At 41.9% G+C, this 24,820-nt stretch carries 18 protein-coding genes, 2 pseudogenes and 1 CRISPR repeat array; of the genes and pseudogenes, 1 reads left to right on the top strand and 19 read right to left on the bottom strand.

Annotation, left to right across the window (positions count from 1 at the left end; translation table 11 throughout):
- From dhaL to PZE06_RS11515, 12 genes and pseudogenes are all read right to left on the bottom strand, one after another.
- Nucleotides 1–624, bottom strand: coding sequence for a dihydroxyacetone kinase subunit DhaL (dhaL, locus tag PZE06_RS11570; RefSeq protein WP_095309258.1), 624 nt, complete (start codon nucleotides 622–624; stop codon nucleotides 1–3).
- Nucleotides 625–642: 18 nt separating this feature from the next.
- Complete coding sequence (dhaK, locus tag PZE06_RS11565) at nucleotides 643–1,638, bottom strand: dihydroxyacetone kinase subunit DhaK (protein ID WP_150915789.1); 996 nt, start codon at nucleotides 1,636–1,638, stop codon at nucleotides 643–645.
- A 187-nt stretch (nucleotides 1,639–1,825) separates the two neighbouring features.
- A CRISPR array of direct repeats spans nucleotides 1,826–3,372; the repeat unit is 32 nt; unit sequence ATTTCAATCCACTCCCTCATACAGAGGGAGAC.
- Between the two features lie 164 nt (nucleotides 3,373–3,536).
- Entirely contained in the window at nucleotides 3,537–3,827 is a 291-nt protein-coding gene (gene cas2, locus PZE06_RS11560) for a CRISPR-associated endonuclease Cas2 (RefSeq protein WP_150915788.1), read from the bottom strand.
- A gap of 2 nt (nucleotides 3,828–3,829) precedes the next feature.
- Complete coding sequence (cas1c, locus tag PZE06_RS11555; protein ID WP_150915787.1) at nucleotides 3,830–4,864, bottom strand: type I-C CRISPR-associated endonuclease Cas1c; 1,035 nt, start codon at nucleotides 4,862–4,864, stop codon at nucleotides 3,830–3,832.
- The gene (gene cas4 / locus PZE06_RS11550; protein WP_306421188.1) at nucleotides 4,861–5,493 is read right to left on the bottom strand and encodes a CRISPR-associated protein Cas4; all 633 of its coding nucleotides are present in this window, start codon (nucleotides 5,491–5,493) and stop codon (nucleotides 4,861–4,863) included. Before cas4 ends, cas1c begins: the two co-directional genes overlap by 4 nt.
- A gap of 16 nt (nucleotides 5,494–5,509) precedes the next feature.
- Complete coding sequence (cas7c, locus tag PZE06_RS11545) at nucleotides 5,510–6,373, bottom strand: type I-C CRISPR-associated protein Cas7/Csd2 (protein WP_150915786.1); 864 nt, start codon at nucleotides 6,371–6,373, stop codon at nucleotides 5,510–5,512.
- Nucleotides 6,348–8,276 carry a type I-C CRISPR-associated protein Cas8c/Csd1 gene (gene cas8c, locus PZE06_RS11540; protein WP_225310680.1) on the bottom strand — a complete coding sequence of 643 codons (1,929 nt, stop codon included), beginning with the start codon at nucleotides 8,274–8,276 and terminating at the stop codon, nucleotides 6,348–6,350. The genes cas7c and cas8c overlap by 26 nt, the downstream gene beginning before the upstream one ends.
- 26 nt (nucleotides 8,277–8,302) lie before the next feature.
- Nucleotides 8,303–8,998 (bottom strand): type I-C CRISPR-associated protein Cas5c, encoded by a 696-nt coding sequence (gene cas5c, locus PZE06_RS11535; protein WP_150915784.1) that lies wholly within the window; start codon nucleotides 8,996–8,998, stop codon nucleotides 8,303–8,305.
- Nucleotides 8,999–9,028: 30 nt separating this feature from the next.
- Nucleotides 9,029–11,455 (bottom strand): CRISPR-associated helicase Cas3', encoded by a 2,427-nt coding sequence (gene cas3 / locus PZE06_RS11530; protein ID WP_191963221.1) that lies wholly within the window; start codon nucleotides 11,453–11,455, stop codon nucleotides 9,029–9,031.
- Between the two features lie 706 nt (nucleotides 11,456–12,161).
- Nucleotides 12,162–12,281 (bottom strand): annotated as a pseudogene (locus tag PZE06_RS11525) (transposase); the annotation flags it as partial.
- Between the two features lie 640 nt (nucleotides 12,282–12,921).
- Entirely contained in the window at nucleotides 12,922–14,367 is a 1,446-nt protein-coding gene (locus tag PZE06_RS11520) for a CoA-acylating methylmalonate-semialdehyde dehydrogenase (protein WP_150915782.1), read from the bottom strand.
- 31 nt (nucleotides 14,368–14,398) lie between these two features.
- Nucleotides 14,399–15,760: an aspartate aminotransferase family protein gene (locus PZE06_RS11515; RefSeq protein ID WP_150915781.1), complete on the bottom strand. Its 1,362-nt coding sequence runs from the start codon at nucleotides 15,758–15,760 to the stop codon at nucleotides 14,399–14,401.
- A 214-nt stretch (nucleotides 15,761–15,974) separates the two neighbouring features.
- On the opposite strand from PZE06_RS11515, the gene PZE06_RS11510 reads away from it, so the two are divergent.
- Complete coding sequence (locus tag PZE06_RS11510) at nucleotides 15,975–17,606, top strand: PucR family transcriptional regulator (RefSeq protein ID WP_170943554.1); 1,632 nt, start codon at nucleotides 15,975–15,977, stop codon at nucleotides 17,604–17,606.
- Between the two features lie 119 nt (nucleotides 17,607–17,725).
- Here the strand turns inward: PZE06_RS11510 and PZE06_RS11505 are convergent, their stop codons facing one another.
- The 7 genes and pseudogenes from PZE06_RS11505 to PZE06_RS11475 form a co-directional block, all read right to left on the bottom strand.
- Entirely contained in the window at nucleotides 17,726–19,228 is a 1,503-nt protein-coding gene (locus PZE06_RS11505; protein ID WP_225310679.1) for an aldehyde dehydrogenase family protein, read from the bottom strand.
- A gap of 6 nt (nucleotides 19,229–19,234) precedes the next feature.
- Nucleotides 19,235–19,975 (bottom strand): SDR family NAD(P)-dependent oxidoreductase, encoded by a 741-nt coding sequence (locus PZE06_RS11500; RefSeq protein WP_095309244.1) that lies wholly within the window; start codon nucleotides 19,973–19,975, stop codon nucleotides 19,235–19,237.
- Between the two features lie 60 nt (nucleotides 19,976–20,035).
- Nucleotides 20,036–21,127: a tartrate dehydrogenase gene (locus PZE06_RS11495; protein ID WP_150915779.1), complete on the bottom strand. Its 1,092-nt coding sequence runs from the start codon at nucleotides 21,125–21,127 to the stop codon at nucleotides 20,036–20,038.
- A gap of 13 nt (nucleotides 21,128–21,140) precedes the next feature.
- Entirely contained in the window at nucleotides 21,141–22,376 is a 1,236-nt protein-coding gene (locus PZE06_RS11490) for a M20 family metallopeptidase (protein WP_150915778.1), read from the bottom strand.
- Nucleotides 22,377–22,476: 100 nt separating this feature from the next.
- Entirely contained in the window at nucleotides 22,477–23,931 is a 1,455-nt protein-coding gene (gene panF, locus PZE06_RS11485) for a sodium/pantothenate symporter (protein WP_150915777.1), read from the bottom strand.
- The gene (locus PZE06_RS11480) at nucleotides 23,928–24,212 is read right to left on the bottom strand and encodes a YhdT family protein (protein ID WP_150915776.1); all 285 of its coding nucleotides are present in this window, start codon (nucleotides 24,210–24,212) and stop codon (nucleotides 23,928–23,930) included. Before PZE06_RS11480 ends, panF begins: the two co-directional genes overlap by 4 nt.
- 458 nt (nucleotides 24,213–24,670) lie before the next feature.
- A pseudogene (locus tag PZE06_RS11475) lies at nucleotides 24,671–24,778 on the bottom strand (IS200/IS605 family transposase); the annotation flags it as partial.
- Between the last annotated feature and the right edge of the window lie 42 nt (nucleotides 24,779–24,820).

Raw genomic sequence — 24,820 nt, 5'->3', positions numbered from 1 at the left:
TCATTCCTCCCCTTCTTTTAAGACCTCTGCTAATGAAGCGAATAAATAATGGGAGGAGACAGAACCTGGATCAAGATGACCGATGGAACGCTCTTTTAAATATGCTGCACGTCCCTTTTTCGCCATTACATCTTTTGTCGACTCCATCGCATTTCTGGATATTTCTTCTAACGAGAAACTTTCTACAACATTTTCATTCTTAAAAAGCTCAACAACTGGCGTCCATACGTCAACAAGCGTTTTATCACCTAGTTGGGCTTTGCCTCTTTGCAAAATACCGTTAAGCGCATCTTCAAGAGCATTTTCTAAAGCTTGTTTATCCATTGCTTCTTTTCCTTTTACGGACACCGACATTTTTAGGAAAGCGGTACCGTACAATGGACCTGATGCTCCACCTACCTTTGATAACAGCGTCATGGCAACATCCTTTAATAAATCCTCTACAGAATTATAAGATGTACTCGTGATTTTCCCGATTACTTCCTGAAAACCACGGGACATGTTAATCCCGTGATCACCATCACCAATTGCTTGATCTAGTGAGGTTAAGTATTCTTTATTTTTTTGAATCTTTTCATTCGTTTTTTCCAGCCAGTTTATCACTTCTTGAATGCCTAATTTCATCGCTCTTCCTCCCATTTACTAGTTGCGAAATGCTGGAGCTTGTGATTCCGCATTAAGCAGCTCTTTTAATTCATCATCAAGTTTTAAGAGGGTTACTGAGCAGCCAGCCATCTCCAACGAAGTCATATATTCACCAACAAAGGTATTATAAATTTCGATCCCTTTTTCCTTTAGGATTTCATTTACTTTTCCGTTCACGATATAAAGCTCCATTTCAGGTGTTGAGCCAAGGCCATTGATCATCACCGCTACTTCATCACCACTGTGTAAGTTCATATCATCTAAAACCTTTTGCGTTAACTCTGTCGCAATCTCATCTGCTGTCGTAATTGCTTTTCGCTCTGTTCCCGGTTCTCCGTGGATGCCCATTCCTACTTCCATTTCATTGTCAGCCAGTTCAAAGCTTGGCTTTCCAGCGGCAGGAACTGTGCATGGACTTAACGCCATCCCCATTGAACGAACATTCGCAACCACCTTTTCAGCAATAGCCTTTACCTCTTGCAGTGAGCCACCAGCCTCAGCTTTTGCACCAGCAATTTTATGAACAAAAATTGTACCAGCAATCCCTCTGCGTCCAGTAGTAAAGGAACTATCCTCTACCGCAACATCATCATTGACAATCACCTGTTCCACTTCAATTCCATCTGCTTGCGCTAATTCAGCAGCCATTTCAAAATTCATAACGTCGCCAGTATAGTTTTTAATGATTAAAAATACACCAGCACCACCATCTACTGCTTTAATCGCTTCATAAACTTGATCAGGAGTCGGTGAAGTAAATACTTCCCCACACACCGCTGCATCTAACATCCCTTTTCCAACATAACCTGCATGGGCAGGCTCATGTCCACTGCCTCCACCACTAACCAAACCAACTTTTCCAGTTGTCGGAGCATCCTTCCTCACAATTACTGTTGTATTTGGCACCTGTTTGAAACTGTTTGGATAAGCAGATACTAATCCTTTCAGCATATCTTGTACTACCAAATTAGGGTCATTAATAATCTTTTTCATTATTATCCTCTCCTTTGATAACTGCAGGCTAAGTTACCATTTTTATGAAAACCCTTTCAATAACTTCATTCTATTACAAAAGTGAGAGAAGAACTACTTTAAAATTCATACTTTTTATGAAATAAAAGTGAAAACTTTAATGAATGTGAGGATACAATTGAATTGCCTTCTCTTATTTTATATCCTCATCTCAATTTACTTCCTCATATAGAAGGAGACAAAAGAGGGCAACAGTTTTATAATTGGTGCAAGTGATTTCAATCCACTCCCTCATACAGAGGGAGACACCCCTGAGAATTGCTTATTTTCATACTCAGGTATTTCAATCCACTCCCTCATACAGAGGGAGACTGTGATTCATCTAAACAAATTATACTAGATGGCTATTTCAATCCACTCCCTCATACAGAGGGAGACTGATTGTGGGAGCCTGTTTCTTCTTCATGTTTGGATTTCAATCCACTCCCTCATACAGAGGGAGACGAGATTGAGCTTGACGAAAACGGAAAAATCACAATTTCAATCCACTCCCTCATACAGAGGGAGACACGGAGCACTGTATAATTCGATAGACTCGCCTCTGATTTCAATCCACTCCCTCATACAGAGGGAGACGTAAGGTCGAACGTATAAACTCGATTAAGATTGCGATTTCAATCCACTCCCTCATACAGAGGGAGACAAAGTAAAGACAGCTTTGCAGTCCTGGTTAAAAATTTCAATCCACTCCCTCATACAGAGGGAGACGCAAAAACATCAACAGTAAAAACAAAAAACAAAGATTTCAATCCACTCCCTCATACAGAGGGAGACAAATCATACATAGTTGCTAATCCGGCAGCATAATATTTCAATCCACTCCCTCATACAGAGGGAGACGTGAGAATGGGGATGCTTCAAAAAGCACAAGAAGATTTCAATCCACTCCCTCATACAGAGGGAGACGCTTATATTCGCGTCTCCACCCATATGCAAGTAATTTCAATCCACTCCCTCATACAGAGGGAGACGAATTAAGTTCATATTCCACATCATCACAAGCAATTTCAATCCACTCCCTCATACAGAGGGAGACGATGAAGGTATTTCCGCTAAAGACATGGACAGACCGATTTCAATCCACTCCCTCATACAGAGGGAGACTGCAAAGTCAGCGCCAATGTCTGATTGGTTTTCAATTTCAATCCACTCCCTCATACAGAGGGAGACTGCAACAAAATGATAGTCCAGTTGATTAGGAGGATTTCAATCCACTCCCTCATACAGAGGGAGACTTATCACCATCAAATACATTCTTAATCCCTTTGCCATTTCAATCCACTCCCTCATACAGAGGGAGACGATATCGCCAAGATTGAGACCGACAACTACGGCAATTTCAATCCACTCCCTCATACAGAGGGAGACATAATCACCAACTTTTGCATAAGAATATTTAACAATTTCAATCCACTCCCTCATACAGAGGGAGACTCACCATCCTTATAATCTAAAGCTAGTAAACAATATTTCAATCCACTCCCTCATACAGAGGGAGACGCTGCTTATTAGTCATATTTCCAATCACATTCTATTTCAATCCACTCCCTCATACAGAGGGAGACTTAAAAACAAGTACCACCAAAATCGTAATTCCAATTTCAATCCACTCCCTCATACAGAGGGAGACTTCGTGGTTAAGGAGCCCTTTGACGTTCTCAAGATTTCAATCCACTCCCTCATACAGAGGGAGACCGCAACATCTTTTAATCCACTAATACTTTGACACAAGATGTTGTGTAACTCTCAACTCTGAAGTATTCAAGTTCCACAATCCGCTTACAGAAACAGGAAAATTAACGAAAAATCTCGGAAAACCTCCCCGGGTTTTCATGTTCACTTCAGGTTTTCCAGCGACGTCAAAAGATGAGCGGGTCTTCCACATTGAGCGTTTCCTTGGCGCCGATGTGATTCACTTTATTGCGGTATTGATTACCCAACTGGTAGATTCGGATACTGTCAGATTGCTGGTCAATCACCTTCATTAAATCCATTTCCAACCTCTTTTTTTGGGTCGCGTCTACGATGCATTCAAAAACAGAATTTTGAACTCGAACACCATATTGCTCACAGATCTTAGCCACTCTTCGCAATCTGGCCGCTCCGCCGTTTGTTGTAATTGCCACATCGTAGGTTACAAGCACTAACAAAGCTATCCCCTCCACATAAATGGGGGATAAACATCCAGATCATCGCGTACATGTCTGGCCAAGAGCAACGATTGGACGTGCGGTAGCAAGCCCCATTTGATTTTTTCTTTGAGAAACGGATGCTCAATCTGAACATTTTTCTGCTCTTGCCATAGCTGGAAGAACTTTTTTCTCCCTTCATCGGTGAGCAGACAGGCGCTGTTTTCCTTTACCTTGAAATCTTTGGCCTGAATTTGTTTGCGGTTGATGAGATTCAGGACAAATCTGTCAGCCATCACGGGCCGCAATTCCTCCATTACATCCAAAGCCAAAGACCTTCGACCCGGTCGATCTCGATGCAAAAAACCTACGTAAGGATCAAGCCCCACGCTCTCCAGTCCAGAGGTCACTTCATTGGCGAGCAAGCTGTAAGCTAGAGAAAGCAAGGCATTGGTCCGATCCAGTGGCGGCCTTCTTGACCTGCCGTGGAAAAAGAACGCCTCTTTCTGCTGCAAAATCAAATGATCCCAAATCTGAAAATAGCGGGATGCGGCTTCTCCTTCCAGCCCTCGCAAGGATTCTAGATTATCCACCCGCTTCAACTCGTCAATCCTGCCGCTCAAATATGCAATTGTTTCATTCAAAGCGTCAAGCTCAATTCGTAAGGCATGAGACTTCCTAACTTGTTTCAACAGATGGATCGTATTGTATACTTTGCCGATAATAAAATTTCGGGCAATATCTGTACTGCGCTCTTCATCGTCCGACCATCGGTACTGCGTTTTGCGCAGAGTGACATTGCCATCGATCGTGCCCGTGATTCTCGCCCGGAATCTACCGTTCTGATTGAAAAATGAAATGCTAATCTTCCTTTCCAGGCATTCTTCCATTAGTGCAGGACTGATTCCTTGGTGACCAAATGTACAGATTCCCTCCAGGTTATTCAAAGGGACCTTCGCAATCGATTGCTGATCAACCAGCAGATTGATATTCCCACCTGATAGAGCCAGATAACAATTCGGGATCGTCACATAGATGACATTTTGCAACTTCTTCACAAACGCAACATCCTTTCTACATAGGCGGAGGCTTTCTCTTTATTCAACAGTTCTGGCAAACAAATATGCCGTAACGAACACTGTCGACAATGCTTGCCCGTCTTTGCTTTAGGAGTATGTCGCTGTCGAAAATATCGATGCATCTCCGTTGTAATGTCCCGCACTTTATTTCGGAGTTCATCTGTAATGGTGACTTCCTCGCGTCTTCGTGTCTCATTGTAATAAAGATAAGCAACAGGAATTGGCGGATGGACGAGCATTTCTTCTAAACACATCACTTGCGCCGTTAGCTGCAGGCGATCCGCATCATGAATCTTGGTTTTGCCACGTTTATACTCTACAGGATAAACGTGATAAGTTCCTTGTTCTCCAGCAATCGGCACTCCTTCAGGATGCTGAACGCATTCCACAACGTCGCAAATCCCACTGATTCCCAGGCTTGCGGATTGGAGGGGAAGAGCTCGTACAATGAGCAGCTCTCCCCTCTTTTCCCTGCTCATGGCATTGTCTGCTCGCTCATGGACCAGTTGCCCTTCCAGTGTCAGCACATTGTCCTGCCATTCCTGCTCAACATGGATTAACGCCCATTGTCTGCGACAAAAAACAAAATGTTGAATGCCGGACAACATAAGAAAGTCGTCCTCATTATAGACCTTCATATATTTCACATGCCAAGCCTTCCAATGTTTCGATCGAGATGTCATAGTCGTTAATCGAATGAACCGGTTCTGCTTTTTTATTAATCTTTAAAGCGCGATGAATCTTGGCCGACGAATACTGGCCAATTTGGGAGGAATGCTTCCACCACAACACTTTGTTAACCTCCATGCTTCCATCGGGTCTTGCAGAGGAGGCATCATTGACAAAGAGTGTGATCAAAGCCTGCCGGATTTTCTCGGCATCGGCTTCGGTGAATCCCGTCTTCTCTGCCAATTGCGGATTGATGCTGCCATGAAACACATAGACGCCAAAATCTACCCGATGCTTCATCCCCATCGTATCCCGAGTTTTCTCGCCCGGATTCTTTTTATTGGTTGTGGAGTTGACACTCTTGGTAATCTGCATACTGGCGACGTCTACGGGGTCCAGACTCGTTGCGGTATGAATCGACACCGGCCCCCGCACACCGATGGATAATTTATTGTCCTTGAACGCAAAGACTTGCCCAAAGGCCCGCACATCTAGCCATCGCTGACAAGCCAGCATTGCTGCGATATCTTCATCGCCCTTTGTATCATTGAGTAATTTTTTCAGTTCCTCAACCGATTCCGCCCGATCCTTCAGACTGCGATAGCCGTCAGTTCTTCGTTCATCCGACTGGACAAAGATGGATTCCCCCTCGTCTTGCAGCCGGTTGCGTATTTTACGTTTAAGCGCCACATCCGACACTTCACCATGGCCCATAAAATCCTGACGCGGTCGATTGCCGTTCAGCGGATCTCCATTGGGATTGGCTTTGTTTACTGTAAAAATAACCGAAAAATCAATTTTGTTCTGCAACACTGCCATCCTTCTCTACCTCTTTCTTTTTATATAATTCTTGAACCTGACTGCTGTAACCAATTAGAAACAACGGTGATAATGCCGTATTGTTCATGTCCGACTCGCGGATCGACGCTTCAACTTCCTGTATCAAAATCTGATAATGCGTTGCCTTCTTCCCCATCCGATTGAAATAAGGCTGCAATTGTTTACGGATCACCAGCCATGTTCTGGCCGGACGATTGGCAAAAGCATTGAAATAACGCGTTGCATTGGTGGCGCGATTTTCTTCCTGCTCGCGCAAAATACGGCTTTCCATTACTTCTGCAATCCCCAGCAAACGTCCAAACAAATAATCACGAGATTTATTCTCCATGTCTAAAGCCACATTCAATCCCTCCTTTTCATACATTTTATTGATCAGTGCGCAAGCGATGTTTAAAGTAGCTTCCCATGATTCCTTCGTATTTTTAAAACTTTCCGGATTCTTCACACGTTCGAAAATGGAGTAAACAATATCTTTAGGGATCGCCTGTTTCTCGACAATGCACGGCAGCAGCCGGGTGTACAATTCCTTCTTCACTCTTACATCGGCTCTCTCCCCGTACACAGCCTGGGAGATTCGGTAAGTAGAAGGCGTACCTATATACGCAATCACTTTGTGATCTTCTTTAGTGGTCTGCAGCCAGCGACAGGTTTCATGCCAATGCGTCAGATTGCTCAAGTAAAGCTTACTGTCGACCTCCTGATAATAAACAATCGATAAACGTCCTTTCGTGGCCGCATCGAGCGCCATGACGATCGTCTGGTCAAAGAAACCGCTCACGAAGCTATGGACCAATCCCTGCAGCGCCTCGGCCACCTGACCCGCTTCAACGATTCCTGTGCCTCGTTTACGTTCAGCAACTTCCTTCTGGTCGCCGGGAACTTGCAGCGCCGCAAGCAAATCAAACGACGAGGCGAATATATCCGTTGCCGTATCGCCAAGCTTTCTGAATACGACAAAATACCGGGAATCAACATAGCTTCCCTGCCGTTGAATCAGCCAACGTAAGGCGTGGTGAGCCTTTTGTGATACGTGGTAACTAATCTGCACGGCTTCTTCAGGCTCTTTCCATTTGCCTCGGAAGGTATAACCCTGATCGTCATTGGCCGATATCAACTTAGCGTTGTCGCCCGCATTACGAATTCGTGCACCATGCTGAGTGGTCGGCACTGCATAGTCTCCTGTGGCATAACACAGCGATTTGGGGTTGTCCCGGATCAGCACCTCATTCGTGTATTGAATAAAGCGCTGGAAGAGCTCTTTGTCCTCCCATATGTCTCTGTCTTCCGGATGGGACTTGACTACATTAAAACGGACGCCGATATCGAAAATGGTTTGCTGCAGCAGCTCATATAGCGGCGGTTTATCTGAATTTAGTAGTTGTGACGCGCGGTTGTCCCACTTCTCGACGATCTTCCCGTCCGGATACTGCCTGATCAATCCCGCTTCGATAAGATCTTGAATCACTTGCCCCTTCGCCACATAGTTTGTGACCGCGTTGACTTTGTGATGGCCGTAAGCAGAGCTCGCCCACTTTTCCATTTGTTTCATGTATTCCCCGTAGTTTTTGTTTCGCTTAGCGTTCGTGCCGAACTTTATATAATCACCTGCCACATAGAACAATTTGTCGTGAATATAGTGAGGCGCTACCTTGCTCCCGGAACGATTAGCCGAATCAAGCGTCATCGGCGTAATCGTCCGCGCATCCTCCTTAGGCACAACTTCCGCATTATAAAACTCGCCTTCGGCCGTCACCGTAATCGTCACTTGCACCCCTTGCGTCATATGCGCAACTGGCAGCAAAGTGAAGCGCAGCTTGTGACGAACGGTAAACTCCCCTACCTCACCACTGTTTTCATCATACATAGCTTGAAGCTGTTGCATCCAGGCCACGGCCTTCCCTCCTTTCCTTACTCCTTGGTAACCAGTTGCATATTTTGCCCCAATACAAATGATTTTGTATCCATTTCCTTCACCGGTCGCACCCATTCACATTGCTCCGGCGGCGGGAAGGCAATCACCCCATTTACCATTTCGGCTGCCCACAGACGTGTTTCCAGCTTCGCTCCGCCCGTTTCATCTGGGTAGTTGAACCCGTGAAACATTGGTCCAAAGGCAATCTCTCCATAGTCGTCATAACAGCTTGTACCGGAACCAAATGCAGCGTACTCGACGTAGCCCTGGCATTCCCTAGTTCCGAGGAAGATATCTCTTCTCCCTCCCTTTAAGACAGCGCGTTTGGCAATATTATGATGCTTCTCCTCGACCCAATCTGCTTTCAAATCTGGTCGAAGTTGATTAAATTCAAAATGAGCCCGTACCTGATAGCATGGATTGCGCAAATAAGTGTAGTAAGCGAGGTCATTTTCGTTATCATGATATCTGATCGGACGCATCCCTTTTACCTCGGTCTGAATCGGATGCATGACTCTCACTTCATCGACAATCCACGTAATGCTAGGTTTCCAGTAAATGGATTCCGTTATTCCTTTGAGCGCTTCGTAAGTTGGCACCTGATAGGTAAATTTCTCGCCGCCAATTTTGGTAATCGGATCGGTAAATAGTGCGTATTTGCCATGGACGACGTATTCAATTTGATTGCGCATGTGAATCACCTCCTGTAATGTACTTGGTTTTTAATAGGAATACAGGACAGCCGAACCGCCGCCGTCGACAGCCAGTCCATACTCATCGCTGTATGCCTGTTCATCGAGATAATAGATGCTTTTTTCAAATAAAGCGTGAACCAGACTGGACCGGCCGAGCTCAAGCAATGTTTGCGAGAACACGTTAATGCTGTATTGTTGAGCTTCCGTGATCAGTTGATTGAAGATAGACAAATCTCGAATCTCTTCATTTAATTGCACGATGATTTCTTTCCCTCGTCCATAAGGGACCAGAACGGTGGTTGTCGGAGAATCAATCGCTTGAAAATGCGCTTCTAATGTTTTATACATGGAAGGAAGGATCGTCTTCTGATACTCCCTGAACACCTTGTTCTCATCAATCAATTCGATCAGCTCTCGCTGTAATTTGGGATGGGTCAACCGGTTCTGATGATGTAGTTGATGATAATAATATTGGTAGTAGCGCCTAATCGAATCAGGATGCAACAATCTGTGCCTATAATCGGGGTCATTTAAAATATAGTCATTGGTCACGACTTTACCATGCTTGATTTCCGGCACACGATCTAAATACTCATCGGACACATTGACTAGATAGATACAACCACGATCCTCCTTGCCATGGCGATTACATCGTCCGGCTGCCTGGGCAATCGAATCCAGTCCAGCTACCGCTCTCAGCACGGCCTGAAAGCTGATGTCCACCCCTGCCTCAATCAACTGCGTGCTGATGCACAGAACGGGTTCACCGGATTCCAGCCTCGCTTTCACCTCATCCAGAATCACCGTTCGATGCGCCGGACACATCAGCGTGCTAAGGTGATAGACATGTCTTGCGCCCTTTCTGGTCATCGCCTCAAACAATTGCTGTACACTCTTCTTGGTATTCAGAATCACAAGCAGCGAATGATGCCGCTCGTACAGTTGCTGCACATAGTCGGCCAACTGCTCTTGATCCATACCAGCCAAGGCCTGGTCCTCCAATTGAAACTCCACACGTTCGAATGCCACGACCACCTGATCCAAATCTGCGACCATTTCATGGTTCGTCGAGAGATGCAACGGATAGTGCATATCAGCCACGGCAGGCTGTGTCGCTGTACAAAGCAAGATGCTGCTGCCGCCAATATAGTGGAGAAAGTTCACTGCTTCATTGAATAAATGATAATGCTGAAAGGGTACCGACTGCACCTCGTCAAAAATAATGACGCTGTTCATCAAATTATGTAATCTTCTGGCTTTTCTCGTCCCTTTCGCATAGAACGCATCCAGAAACTGCACCATCGTTGTAAATATAATCGGGTAGTCCCAGTTGTCTCTGGCCAACTGCAGCTGTTTATGGAGGGGGTGACCATAGTAATCAAAGTCATGATCCAGCAGTTTGTCATCAATGACATTGCCATGATGCTCCAGAACGCTGGTCTGATTTTGAATGATTTTCCGGATAGCAGCCGCATTCTGTTCCAATATGGTTGTGTAAGGAACCACGTAGATGATGCGGTCTTTTTGTTCCTCCAGCGCATGCTTCAAGGCGTACCGCAAGCTCGCAAACGTCTTCCCACCTCCGGTCGGAATTGACAGGGTGTATATGCCCGACGGCCGTACCGCCCAATCATCACATTGAGCAGACATCCGGCTGCGCAATTCATCAATGCGAGTCTCGCTTCCGCCTGTCTCCCACTTTACTACCTGCTCCATCAGATGCCCGTACGATTGTCGAAAGAACGACTGAACATCTGCCTGCTGCGGGTTGAGATCATTTTCTTCAAACCTTCTCGTATTGGTCCTGTCGGCATCGATCAAACAACTGAATACCGCCTTCATAACGAAGCTCAGACTGAGCAACAGAGGATAATGCCGAAACTTGCGGCGCAGCTCCAGCAAGTTGCTCAAAATACCCTGCATTTCCTGGGTGGATTTCTGCATCAGGCGTTTCACCTCGGCCATGTTTTCATGGACTTGTTCAAAGTTGCGGACTACTTCCTCATAATAGGGCAGTTCCTTCTCCTGTACTCTCCGGATAAAATCGGATTGGCCGTCTTCTCCTATAAAATCCTGCAGACCGGAATGGTGCGAGAGAATCACCATCCCAACAACCTCTACGACCAAATTTTGCGCCCATTGCTCGATCCCCAGCTGTTTACCGACATCGTGAATATAGTAGTTCTCATATAAATATCTCGCCCCGGCAGTGGAATGGTCGATATAAGGTGACAATCGTTCTTTGTCAATCACGACCTTGTGAAGATATTCGCTGAATTCGCTCGTCCATTTGCCCATGTCATGCAGAAAACCGCTTAGCTCCGCCATGTTCTCTACTTGCAGCTTCCTGCCAAATTCCCTTGCCAATAGTGCTGTTTCTGCTGAATGCTTACCGACCGTTTGAACCTCAAAATCACTCTCTCTTATATGAGCAGCAAATCCCAGATCTATCACTCCCTTTCCAGTTGTCCTGATCAATCTAGCCTTGATAGGTTCGTATGACATGCTTGGATTTGGTAAAATGAAGCTCTATCAAGACTTTGAAATTAATCTTTTATTCTATTATACTTCATTTTATGACAAAATGTTACAATAATGGAATTGATAACTACAGCGATTGTCCAAGGTAAATACTACTTCTCGTGCCAAGAGATAGGCTGCTTCCCACAGTGAATATTAACGACACCGTGGATTTTTCGCACTGTTACTTCTCACATCCGCTAAACCACTACGGCAAGTCGTAACATACATCTTCATTATTTATACTGCCATCGCTACTGGCGTTTCGCAGTTCGCGAACTGATATTTGGCAAAACTTCTGCTACTCAAGTAAGTAACAGCGGGTAGCAACAGTTTAACAAAATACGGATTCGAAGTAGTATTCTCGATATTTTCTCGAGGTATTTGATCTAATATGCATGTTGCCAAAACGCCACGTATAGACGAAATTTCACAAATAACTTGATAGGCTAACATATCGCTAATGCTTAAACAAAATTGAAATGTGTGCTTTCCTTTTTGAACATAATAATCTGCTATTTTCTAAAACTTTCGTCACCAAGGTAGATCACACTCACTTTATCCGCATAAAGGAAAAACATGGAAAATAACCTCTCCAGAATTATAAAACAACAGAGATAGAAATGTGAGGATCCATCCATTGTCCGTTATCTTTTTTAAACTTTCCATATATCATTTGTCTTCTGTATTTTGGTGCAAGGACAATGTGATACTAACAATTCCATTTTGTATGTGCTAAACTGTTAACATCAGACGACATAAAGGTACCCGTAGCTAGATAAATTTGGTTTAACCAACCAAAATTTATTTTGCAACTTAGAAGGGGCTTTTTTAATACACTGCTGAAAACTCCCCGGAACAATACACCTAGCGTATGGTTTTCTTTCTATAAAAACCCCAAGTGAAGTTAATCAGTATTTCCAATATTTGTTGCACGCGGGGAACCCTCGCCAGTACGGAGCATATCCCCCTTGAAAGGTTGCTCCTTAATATACCAATATTTCCTTTACGAAACTACGCTATCCCACTCACATTCAAGAGGTCTCTTTCTTGAACTCTCTTAACTTTTATTTAAGTGCTAGAATACATAAAGCCATACAATTATTAAATGAACCCTTCATGCGGACACGCTTCGCTCTTTTTTAGCTTTCTCTGTCCTCATGAACTCAAACTACGTTCATTACCAGCTTCCCCTATTCTCTTGAACCGTTCTATGAGGACAAACGATATCCTATTCTGCCCCAGCTTGTTCTCCATGGATCAGTAGAATCGAAACTATGACAAACTAAAAAAAGGAGATTACGAATCTCCCCTTTACCCGCTTCAAGATTAGCCATTATTTTCATCATCGCCTAATCATTTCTAAAGTTAGTTAAATATAAACCTACTACACCTCGCAATTACCATCTTGCCGTTACCATTTTTCTTCTTGTGTAAAATTCTACCCCATCCGATCCGTTAGCATGTAGGTCTCCATAGAAAGAGTTTTTCCAGCCAGAGAATGGGAAGAATGCCATCGGTGCAGGTACTCCAATATTTACTCCGAGCATTCCCACCTCAATATTCTCCCTAAAATACCGAACATTATGACCACTTTGCGTAAAAATACATGCCCCATTGCCGAAATCAGATTTGTTTGTTAAGGCAATGGCTGCCTCTAGACTTTCCACTCTAACAATTGATAGGACTGGTGCAAATATTTCTTCCTTCCAAATAGTCATATCAGTCGTTACATGATCAAAGATCGTTGGTCCTATAAAATAGCCATCATGATGGTACGCTTCATCTTTACTTCCATCGCGGACTAATTGTGCCCCTTCAGAAACACCTAATCGTATATAATTTTCTGTTCGATTTTTATGCTCAGGACGAATCACTGGTCCTAAAAATACATCCTCCTCTAAACCATCACCTATTCTAATTTCATCTGCACAATCCTTTAATTTTTTCACGAGTGGCTCCACCACTTCACCTACCGCTACAACGACTGAACAAGCCATACATCTTTCTCCTGCTGATCCATAAGCGGCGCCTATAATCTCCTTCACAGCTGCATCTAAATCTGCATCAGGTAACACGATTGAATGATTTTTTGCTCCTGCTAATGCTTGAACTCTCTTTCCGTTCGCACTTGCTTCTTTATATACATATTCCGCTACTGGTTGTGACCCTACAAATGAAATAGCCGGGACATCTTCATGTTGTAATAGACTATTTACCACATCATGGGCACCATGTACAATATTGAGGACACCATCTGGTAAACCTGCCTCCTTAAATAATTCCGCTAATCGATTAGCTAATAGTGGTGTACGTTCACTAGGCTTTAATACGAATGTATTTCCTAAAGCAATCGCTAATGGGAACATCCAACATGGTACCATCATTGGAAAATTAAAAGGAGTAATTCCTCCTACCACTCCAACTGGATAGCGATACATTCCAGATTCCATGTTCGTTGCAATATCAGGTAACTGCTTCCCCATCATCAGGCTCGGTGCTCCTGCGGCAAATTCAACACATTCGATACCTCTTTGTACTTCTCCATATGCATCTTTATAGGTTTTCCCATTTTCTATAGTGATTAGTTTTGCAAGATTACTCCAGTTATCCATTAATAATTGATGATACTTAAAGAGGATTCTTGCTCGTTTCGGAACTGGTGTCTTGCTCCAAATTTTAAAAGCTTCCTTTGCAGCTGATACAGCATGATGGACATCTTCTTTAGTAGATATAGGTACTTGTGCTATTTCTTCTCCTGTTGCAGGGTTAGGGACAGAAAGATATTGTGTAGCACAGCTTTCTTTCCATTCCCCATTAATAAAATTCTTTAATTTACCCGTCATTTACTTTCACCTCTTTACTTTTCCTTGAGTATTACGAGTTTGCTTGAAATACCTTTTTTAACACATTGACGATGAAATTTAGATCCTCATCTGTACTGGATAATGGCGGACAAATCGTTAAAATATTGTTAAAGCCTGCAACGGTATCTCCATTCTTTCCGATAATTAATCCTAAATCCCTGCACTCTTTTATGATTTTACTTACCCTTGTAGGGTTTGCTGGCTCCTTCGTTTCTTTATGCTCGACTATTTCGATTCCCATTAAAAATCCTTTATGGCGAATGTCTCCAACATGTGGATGGTTCTCTAACTCTTGTAATCCTTTATATAATTTATCTCCAAGCACTGCCGATCTTGCCACTAAGTTTTCTTTTTCCATAATTTCAATATTCTTTATTGCTAACGCACAGGCAGCTGGGTTTCCTCCAAATGTATTAATATGTCTAAAATGGCTGGTTTCATTACTGGACTTAAAAGCTTCATATATTTCCTTTCTTACGGCTGTGACTGACAATGGAAGATATGCACTTGTAATCCCTTTAGCCATCGTAATAATATCCGGCTTTATACCATAATGCATAAACCCAAACATTTTACCTGTTCTTCCAAACCCACAAATGACCTCATCCATGATCAGTAATACATCGTGCTTTTGGCAAATTTCATATACTTTCTCAACATAGCACTTATGTGGGATTAACATCCCCCCTCCTGTTATAATTGGCTCCATAATGAGCCCGGCGATGGTCTCTTTTTGCTCCCATATGATTTTCTGTTCGAGTTCTTCCGCACATTTCAAATTATATTCTTCTACAGATAGCTCTTTAGGCCTTCTAAAATTATCGGGAGGAGCAACGTGAAGGAAACCGGATGATAATGGTTCGTATTTATATTTTCTCAACGCTTGACCAGTTGCGGACAGTGCCCCCATTGAACTACCATGATAGGCTCGATACCGTGAAATAAACTTATATTTTGAAGGAGTTCCTTTTTCAGCATGATATTGACGCACTAGTTTAAATGCAACTTCATTTGCATCCGAACCACTATTACCATAGAAGAATACATAGTCATCATCTAAATATTTATTCAATTTTTCAGCTAGTTCAATGGCAGGTACATGACTTTGTGTCATCGGAAAATACGCCATTTTTTTTAATTGTTCATATGCTGCAATTGCTAATTCTTCCCTTCCATAACCTACATTTACACACCATAATCCTGACATACCGTCTAAATATTTATGGCCATGATGATCGGTAATCCAAGACCCTTGCCCTTCATATGCAATTAGCGGTGAATGATTTTCTGTATACGGAGTAATATGATGCCAAATGTTCTTCTTGTCTTTCTCTTCCAGTGACTTGCTATTCTCTTTCACAATATCACTCATCTCATTTTCAGCTCCAATCGAATGATTTTACACTTTGTAATGTGTTTAAGTAGCGCCCGTTCTATGAACTGACTCTTATCACGACACGGTCTACTTTCCATTGACACAAAGGAATGTCTATTTAATAATAAATTTACAGACTATTTGCACTTTTTTCACTTTACACATTGTTAAATCTTATCCATTTTCCTTAGACAAACGGGAGGGATTACTGTTGAAAAACAATTTTAGTCTTACTGTTCGGGATGTACTAAACAGAGAAACATTCCGATATGCGAAGCTACTTGCTGGGGAAGGTGGTTTGGATAAACAAATCAAATGGGCCCATATACTTGAAACGAAAGACTTTGAGTCTTTATTAAATGGAGGAGAATTAATACTTACTACCGGTTTAGGACTAGAACTTGATTCCTCAAGCAATCATAAAACATACGAGCTACTCATGAAAAAGAATGTGAGCTGTCTTTGTATAGAAAAAGGCTCTTACTTTCATACCCTTTCTCCCGAAATTAAACAGTTAGCGGATCAAGATAATTTCCCAATTATCATTTTTGAGAAAGTCGTTAAGTTTGTCGACATTACACTAGATTTACATACATTAATCATCAATCAACACTACCAGATGTTAAATCAACTGAATGAAATCGCAAAAGAATTTACAAATTTATCACTCACTCATAATGGAACACTGAAAATTTTGCAAAGATTATCAAACTACCTTCACAAAAAGGTCATCTTTATGTCTAAAGATGAACAAAGCTTTCACTATCCGCCGGAAACCAAACATTTCAACAATCTCTTACAATCAAACTATTATAGATTACAACAAGTGAAAGAGCCTGAGATAAAAACCATTGAAAACCAAGATATTCTTATTTACCCTTGTATTGGTTTAGGACAAGTATGGGGTCATTTATGCCTTGAAGTTGCTTCTAAAGATGATAATGAGTTCACCCTATCTGTTCTAGATCGTTGCGCTTCTGCAATCGCACAAATTTTATTACGAAATCGAACGATAGAGGAAAGAAAACTTAATCAAGAAGATGAAGTGGTTCAAAACTGCATTCAAGGAAAAAAATATCCAATTGAAGAATTAATGACTCTTTTTCCATTTCCCAATCATTTTAAAAATGATTATCAATTTAGAACGATTGTTATCCAAACCGATTTCGAGAAGTTGGTTACATCGACAAATGAGTGGGAAGAATTAAAACTACAATTATCTCTTTCGATTAGAACGTTGTTCTCTCAACAAAATTTCGTGCCTATTATTTCTGTTAGAAAAAATCAAATTGTAATAATTTGTTTTTCGCAAACAAAAGAAACCATTGCTGAAAACAAAAACAAATTACGGCATCTAAGTAAAAAAATCATTTCCCTACTATCTGGAAAACAACAACAGAGAAACACTTTTGGCATTAGCCGATTGGATACAGACATTTCCTTACTTAAAAACTCTTTTTCAGACGCAAAGAAAAGTATAAGGTTGCAAGAGGCCAACCTCATTTCTTCTCCATTTTATGAAGATATCGGCATTCATCATCTTTTCTTTCAGCTAAAGGATAAAGACGAATTAACAGCTTTTATAGACCAACATATTGGTCCTTTAATTAATTACGATAAAGAGAATGACAGTGATTTACTCCGCACTCTTTCAACTTATTTAGATTGCCTCGGTTCAAAAAAAGAAGCGGCCGAACAATTATTCATTGTTAGACAAACCCTTTACCATCGGTTAGAAAAAATTCAGCAATTACTTGGCAACGACCTATTGGAGCCAGCAAGTCGCTCAGCGATTGAAGTTGCCATAAAAGCGCATTACTTCCAACATAGTAAAGCGACTTAATCTACCAAATCTGACTCTAAACGCATGCCATTTATCCACAGGCATGCGTTCAATCATTTCTCACGTCTAAAACACGTTTATAAATGGTATACTGCCAGAATCTAAGACAGAACATCTGTTTATTTGTCATACCTTAAAGCAACATTTTTCAATTGTGTATAATTTCTTAATGCTTCAAGCCCTTTTTCTCTGCCAAAGCCACTCTTTTTGTATCCACCAAATGGCATTTGGATGCCACCGCCTGCACCATAATTATTGATAAAGACTTGGCCACTGCGGACTTTATTGGCTAGTCTATGGGCTCGCTTCACATCATTTGTCCAGATCCCCGTCACCAATCCGTATTCCGTATTATTGGCAAGCTCAAGCGCTTCTTCCTCTGTTTCAAAACTAAAAACAGATAATACAGGTCCGAAAATCTCTTCCTGAGCCAATTTACAGTCTGGATCGATCTGATCCAATACCGTTGGAGCGAAGTACCATCCGCCTTCACAACCTTCTATCTCCACTGCTGTTCCCCCTGTTAATATCGTAATTCCTTCGGCTTTTGCAGTTTCAATAAAAGATTCAATTCTCTCAAATTGCTTTTGTGATAAGATTGGACCGATATCTGGATCGGCCACACCTGGACCGACTTTTAGCTCTTTCATTCGACGAGCCACTTTAGCTACAAACTGATCTTTAACTGACGCTTCTACCAAAAGTCTTGAGCCAGCCGAACAAGTTTGGCCTGCATTTTGAATAATGGACTTAACTACCCATTCAATCGCGGCTTCTTCGTCACAGTCGCTAAAAACGATATTGGGCGATTTTCCGCCAAGTTCAAGCGTTACCGGAACGATGTTTTCTGCTGCAGCTTTCATCACAGTCATCCCTGTTGCTACAGAACCTGTAAAAGTAATATGATTGATGTCATGGTGTTTACACAATGCTGCTCCTGCCTCATATCCATAGCCTGTAATAATGTTCAAGATCCCTTTCGGCAGCTTCGTTTCTGAGAAAATTTCTGCTAGCTTTAGGGCCGTTAATGGTGTATCCTCTGCTGGCTTTACAACACAAGCATTGCCCGTTGCGATTGCTGCTGCAACACTTCTTGAAATAATCTGGATTGGATAATTCCACGGGATGATATGTGCCGTCACGCCTATTGGCTCCCGAACTGTATAATCGATGATCCCATATTCAATCGGGATCGTTTCTCCTAAAATTTTGTCTGCCATTCCCGAATAGTATTCAAAATACCTTGCAGCGGCCTCTACATCCGCATATGCTTGAGAAAGGGGTTTTCCCACATCAATCGCTTCCAACTGCGCCAATTCATCTTTAATTTCACGTATTTTAGCTGCCACCTCTAACAATACGTATCCTCTTTCATGTGGACGAAAGTTTTGCAGCCATCCTTCTGATTCAAAAGCCATCCGAGCCGAACGAACCGCATGATCAATATCCTCTTTGTTCCCCATTGGTACTTTAGCGATTTCATCACCAGTTGAAGGGTTTATAACCGTGATCGTCTTTCCAGAGATGCTGTCTACCCACTCCCCATTTACGTACATTTTTAACATTTTCACGTCTACATGCTCCCTTCCAAAAACACTTTGTCCAATCAGGCTTTGTTTCATGCAAGTTTAAAGACCCCTTCCACCATCTACATGCAAGACGGTTCCTGTGACCATCCTCGCTTCATCGGAGCATAAATATACTGCTGCATTAGCAATATCAACAGGTTCGATCAGCTTGCCTAAAGGAACACTTTGCTTAAATACATCATCTTTCATTCTTTCTATATCTGCTCCCACAGCAGCAAACTGTCCAAGCATTTGCGTATCACTTGGTCCTGGATGGATAACATTTACTCTCACATTTTTCGGTGCCAATTCAATCGCTAATGCTTGAGAAAATGCAACAGTTGCTCCTTTAGATGCTATGTAAGAACTTAAACCAGGTCGGGGCCGGACTGCTGAGATCGATGCTACATTTACGATAACTCCTTCACGTTCGGCAAATGCTCGAACCACTGCACGATTAATCAAAAAAACCGCCGTCGTGTTAATAGCCATTATGCGATTCCACTCATCAATTGTTACTTCCTCAACTGGTGTTGATTTTTGAGCAATCCCTGCCATATGTACGAGACCGTCCAATTTGCCAAATGTAGCAATGGTTTGAGCTGTAATATGGTCTACATCTTTCTCATTCGTCAGATCCCCTTCTACAGTCAAAAGTTGTTTGTTCTGCTTAAAAGGCTCAGAAAATGAAAGGTCACAAGCCACTATATTAGCTCCTTCTTCTAAAAAACGTGCAACCGTTACCTTCCCCATTCCTCCTGCTGCACCGGTAATCATAAATGTTTTTCCAGCAAGTCTCATTATCTATCACCCTTTCATTCTATTGTTCAAAGATCATGGAAGTTTCATATTCATTCCACTTCACAGACTCCTTTCCTTAGAACGCCTATGTTTATTTGCTGAAATCCTCTCTATAATCGCTTGACCCATCTCAGCAGTTGTAGCTGTTCCTCCTAAATCTGGAGTCAATACTTCTCCATTCCTTATCACTTGTTCGATAGCATTCATAATCGTGTCTGAAAGATCCTTACGCCCTAGATGTTCCAACATCATTGCTGTCGACCAAATTTGAGCGATTGGATTCGCTTTACCTGTACCAGCAATATCAGGAGCCGAACCATGTACTGGTTCAAACATTGATGGGAAATCCCCGTTTGGATTTAAATTTGCAGATGGTGATATCCCTAACCCACCAACGAGTGCCGCTCCTAAATCAGATAAAATATCTCCAAATAAGTTGGAGGCGACCACGACTTCAAATGTATGAGGACGCTGAATAAAGTATGCGGCAAGAGCGTCAATATAATTTTCTTCAAGTTTAATTGCAGGAAACTCCCGTGCTACCTCTTGGACTGCTTCATCCCATAATTTCATTGTGTGAATAACAGCGTTTGATTTCGTTCCACTTGTTACCTTTTTCTTTCCTTGTTTAACAGCATATTCAAAGGCAAACTGAGCAGCTAATTTTGTCCCTTTCCGAGTTATAACCGTGTTTTGAATCGCCATTTCTTGGTCCATTCTTTGATAAAGGCTTCCACCGCTGTTCGAATATTCCCCTTCAGCATTTTCGCGAACAATGACAAAATCTATATTCACATCATCGTATCTTGTTTGGATACCAGCTAGTTTTTTTACTGGACGAAGATTAATATATTGCTGGAATTGTTTACGAATCGGCATAATTAAATCCCAAATGGTAATTTCATCGGGAACACGTTCATCACCAATGGCACCAAACAGTATGGCATCATAGTTTTTCAACGTTTCAATGCCATCCTTCGGCATCATCCTGCCATGCTGTAAATAATAATCGGAATTCCATTGATAAATATCAGTGTGACATGTAAATGTGGAATCTTGCTTTTCTAGCACTTCCAGCACTTTCAAAGCTTCCTCCATCACCTCGGGTCCAATTCCGTCTCCTGGAATAACCGCAATTTTGTAATCCTTCATATCCATATTCTCCTCACTTGCTTACTTCTCGATTTAAAAACAGCAATGCGGCTGTCCGATAGATTTCAGTGGTTTCTACCAGTTCATCTATATCCACATTTTCATCAATTTGATGTGGAACTTCCCGATCTCCAGCACCGGTTGTCACAATTGGGACTCCGGCCAAATGCAGGAAAGTTCCATCTGTTGCACCAGGGACTCCATTGTAAATTGGCTTTTTCCCTGTTACGGTTTCATAAGCTTTTGCAACAGCCTGAACTACAGGTTCGTCCTTACTCGTTTCCGTCCAAGGGCGATCCTCAATGACCTCGAACTCTGCCTTAAAGTCCTCGTCTCTCTTGGCAATCCGGTCCAATATACTTTGAATTTCTTTCTTGATGGTTTCATGTTCCTGCCCTGGAACAGTTCTGACATCAAGTGTTGTCATACACTGATCAGGAACTACATTGATTTGCGCTTCTCCTCTAACTGGTGCTTGGAGAATAGTAGGGGTAATGCTCGGCCAGCCAAGTTGCGGATGACAGCCTAATCTCTCTTTTTCACGTTGTTCAAACTCATCCAATGCACAAATGATCTTAGCCATTCGCGTATTCGGATTAATTCCACTGAGTGGGATAGCACCATGAGCCATTTTTCCAAAGACACGGATAATGATGCGCATCGCACCTTTCTGAGTCACGCATACTTGATTTTCTTCCGGTTCACAAATGATCGCTCCATCTACATTTTCCGCCCAACCTCGCCTAATAAAATGCTTGATGCCAATCATCATTCCCTCTTCATCACATGGAATACAAAGAATGATTTTCCCTGACCATTCCTCTTGATCTCTTAAAAGGGAATGAGTTGCTGTGATCATACATGCCAGATTTCCTTTCGTATCATTCGTTCCCCTGCCATACATGCGCCCGTTCTCTATAACTGCTCCAAACGGATCATATGACCATGCCTTCCGATCTCCCTCGGTAACTACATCTGTATGACCTTCAAATAACAACGTCGGACCTGGCTTACCCGAATCAACGATTCCAATGACATTTGGTCGTCCTGGCTCAACCTCTTCAACATGAACTTCAATGCCTAATTCTCTTAAATATTGGGCAACGAAATTTGCAACTTTTTCTTCGTTTCCTCCTTCAATACCAGGTCGATACACACTCGAAATTTGCACTAGTTTTTTCGTTAATTCAATCACTTCCTCTCGATCTCTAACACTTCTATTTACATAAGATTGTTTAATTGACGGCATGTTATGCTCCTTTCTTTATAAAAAATTCGAAAGGTGGATACACGCTATTAGATGATGCTTTTTTTCACACATCTCTTTTAAATTCTCCACCTCTATATTTTTAAGCATGTAATTTATTCGTACTGCTAAATGAGGAATTTTTAGTCAAGAAACTAACAAGGACAAATGCAATGAGTGAAAATAATATTGGAAATACAACAGAATGAACACCCATCATATTCGGCGCAAAATTATGAATAATAATATAGGAGGAAGCACCAACAATCATTGAAGCAAGTGCACCATGTTCATTTCCACGTTGCCAATAGAGCCCCATTATGACCGGCCATATAAATGCAGACTGTAAGCCCCCAAATGCGAATAGGTTCAACCAAATTAATAAATCCGGTGGACTTAATGCGATCGCAAACACTAAGATTCCTAATACCGTGGTCACACTGAAACTAACTTGTTTTATTTGTTTATTCGTTGCTTCCGGTTTGATGAAATTTAAATACACATCCTTTACTACTGCGGAGCTTACTAATAACAAAAGGGAGTCCACCGTGGACATGATCGCTGCTAGTGGTGCTGCAAGTACAACGCCAGCAAGCCATGGTGGTAGTACTTCCATCGTAATCATAGGCATAACGGTATCCCCAACTTCGATGCCAGGAAGAATCGGTCTTGCAAATACCCCGATTAAATGCATCCCAAGCATGATAAAACCAACAACAATCGTTCCAGTAACAAGTGCACGATGCATAGCTTTTGAGCTTTTGTACGACATTGCCCGAACCGTAACCTGCGGCAACGCAACAACCCCAACACCGACTAAAATCCAGAAGGAAGATACATAAGCTGGAGTGAGACCACCATCATGTCCGAACGGAGTTACGAGATTTGGATTTTCCGAAACAAGTTCTGCCATAATATTCGAAATACCACCACCCGCTATAATAGTGCCAATTAAAATAATAAATGTACCTACAAGCATTACGATCCCTTGGATTGTATCGGTTACAGCGACAGCACGAAAGCCACCGATAATGACATAGATAATGACACAGATTGCAAAAATAAACAGAGCAGAGGTATACGAGAGACCTGTTATCGATTCAATTAATCTAGCCCCGCCAACCCATTGGGCTGCCATTGCAGAAAAGATAAAGATAATAATGCTAAATGCAGCTAAAATTGAAACAGATTTATTGTTGTTATAGCGACTTCTTAAAAAATCAATAAGCGTGATCGCCTTATATTTACGAGCATATATGGCAAATTTTTTCCCAAGAATTAATAACGTAAAATAACCTGTCGCTACTTGGGCCATAGCGAGCAAAACCCAGCCCAATCCTTGAGTATACGCAGTACCCGGACCACCGATAAAACTACTCGCACTACCATATGTAGCCACCATCGTCATCGCTAAAATAAAACCACCTAACTCCCTGCTTCCAAGGAAATATTCCTGCAAAAAATTAGTAGAATTCTTGAGATAACGGGAGGACCAAAAACCGACAACAAATATTGAAATCACAAAAATAACTAATGGAAACATTACTTGCCAGTTCATCTATTCTCCTCCTCTTCCTCAAAACTTACTTCCGTCAAAAACCCTTTTACAACAATGATTACAAGGACAATCATTAACAGCGTCCCCACAACACAACTGTAAAAGAACCATGCCGGCAACCCGAAGACATATGTATATTCTTCAGGAGGAACAGAACCTAACCCGTATGCGAAGCCATACCACCATATAAAATTGATGACAACGAGAGCAACCCCTATTAATGCTTCTTTGTTAGCTATTTTAAACCTTGGATCATTTTGATCAATCTGGCTATGCTTCATTCCCGTTTCTCCCCCTTCAATTCAATAGATCAAACTAATTAGTTTTCCTCCACAACCTTCTGTGCTTATTAAAACTACACAACCTCCTTTGCCAGCAACTGAACTCAAATAAAAGAACTTTCAATTTTTAATATACAGAATATTTTAAATTTATCGTATAATGATACCACTTACATAACATTAGACAAATCATCAAATAATCCTTTAAAATGTTGTGCAATTTGTCCACGTAGCCCGAATTCTTTAATATAATTGCATCTCACTTAAATATGGAAAAGCGGCATAAATTGGGGCTGGTCTAGTTTGCTAGCTTTATGATGAACTCTTATAGAACAATTAAAAAAAGAACCACAATTAAAAGCGGTTCTTAAAATTTTTTCTCAAATTAGGATTTTACCACATTCTAATTATCCCATTTTTGAGGAAACCATTCATACTCATATTATTGTATTTCTGTTACTCTTTCTGTATTTTCCATAGATCATTTGCCTTCTGTATTTTGGTGCAAATACTATGTGATGCTTACAATTCCATGTTGTGTGTGCTAAACTATTCATGTCCTTCATCAGGGCATACCTCCTTCATGCGTGAGATAAAGTGGTCGAGAA

Source organism: Robertmurraya sp. DFI.2.37 (genome assembly GCF_029211245.1).
Taxonomy (GTDB): domain Bacteria; phylum Bacillota; class Bacilli; order Bacillales; family Cytobacillaceae; genus Robertmurraya; species Robertmurraya methanolica_A.
This window is presented reverse-complemented; position numbering and strand designations above follow the sequence as displayed.

Bases quoted from the DNA above. Each gene is read 5' to 3' on its own strand.
- cas8c (WP_225310680.1), bottom strand. From the start codon at position 8,276: ATGCAACAGCTTCAAGCTATGTATGATGAAAACAGTGGTGAGGTAGGG.
- PZE06_RS11505 (WP_225310679.1), bottom strand. From the start codon at position 19,228: ATGAAACAAAGCCTGATTGGACAAAGTGTTTTTGGAAGGGAGCATGTA.
- dhaK (WP_150915789.1), bottom strand. From the start codon at position 1,638: ATGAAAAAGATTATTAATGACCCTAATTTGGTAGTACAAGATATGCTG.
- PZE06_RS11520 (WP_150915782.1), bottom strand. From the start codon at position 14,367: ATGACGGGTAAATTAAAGAATTTTATTAATGGGGAATGGAAAGAAAGC.
- PZE06_RS11500 (WP_095309244.1), bottom strand. From the start codon at position 19,975: ATGAGACTTGCTGGAAAAACATTTATGATTACCGGTGCAGCAGGAGGA.
- dhaL (WP_095309258.1), bottom strand. From the start codon at position 624: ATGAAATTAGGCATTCAAGAAGTGATAAACTGGCTGGAAAAAACGAAT.
- cas5c (WP_150915784.1), bottom strand. From the start codon at position 8,998: ATGCGCAATCAAATTGAATACGTCGTCCATGGCAAATACGCACTATTT.
- cas7c (WP_150915786.1), bottom strand. From the start codon at position 6,373: ATGGCAGTGTTGCAGAACAAAATTGATTTTTCGGTTATTTTTACAGTA.
- PZE06_RS11480 (WP_150915776.1), bottom strand. From the start codon at position 24,212: ATGAAGCATAGCCAGATTGATCAAAATGATCCAAGGTTTAAAATAGCT.
- panF (WP_150915777.1), bottom strand. From the start codon at position 23,931: ATGAACTGGCAAGTAATGTTTCCATTAGTTATTTTTGTGATTTCAATA.
- PZE06_RS11515 (WP_150915781.1), bottom strand. From the start codon at position 15,760: ATGAGTGATATTGTGAAAGAGAATAGCAAGTCACTGGAAGAGAAAGAC.
- cas4 (WP_306421188.1), bottom strand. From the start codon at position 5,493: ATGTTGTCCGGCATTCAACATTTTGTTTTTTGTCGCAGACAATGGGCG.
- PZE06_RS11495 (WP_150915779.1), bottom strand. From the start codon at position 21,127: ATGAAGGATTACAAAATTGCGGTTATTCCAGGAGACGGAATTGGACCC.
- PZE06_RS11490 (WP_150915778.1), bottom strand. From the start codon at position 22,376: ATGCCGTCAATTAAACAATCTTATGTAAATAGAAGTGTTAGAGATCGA.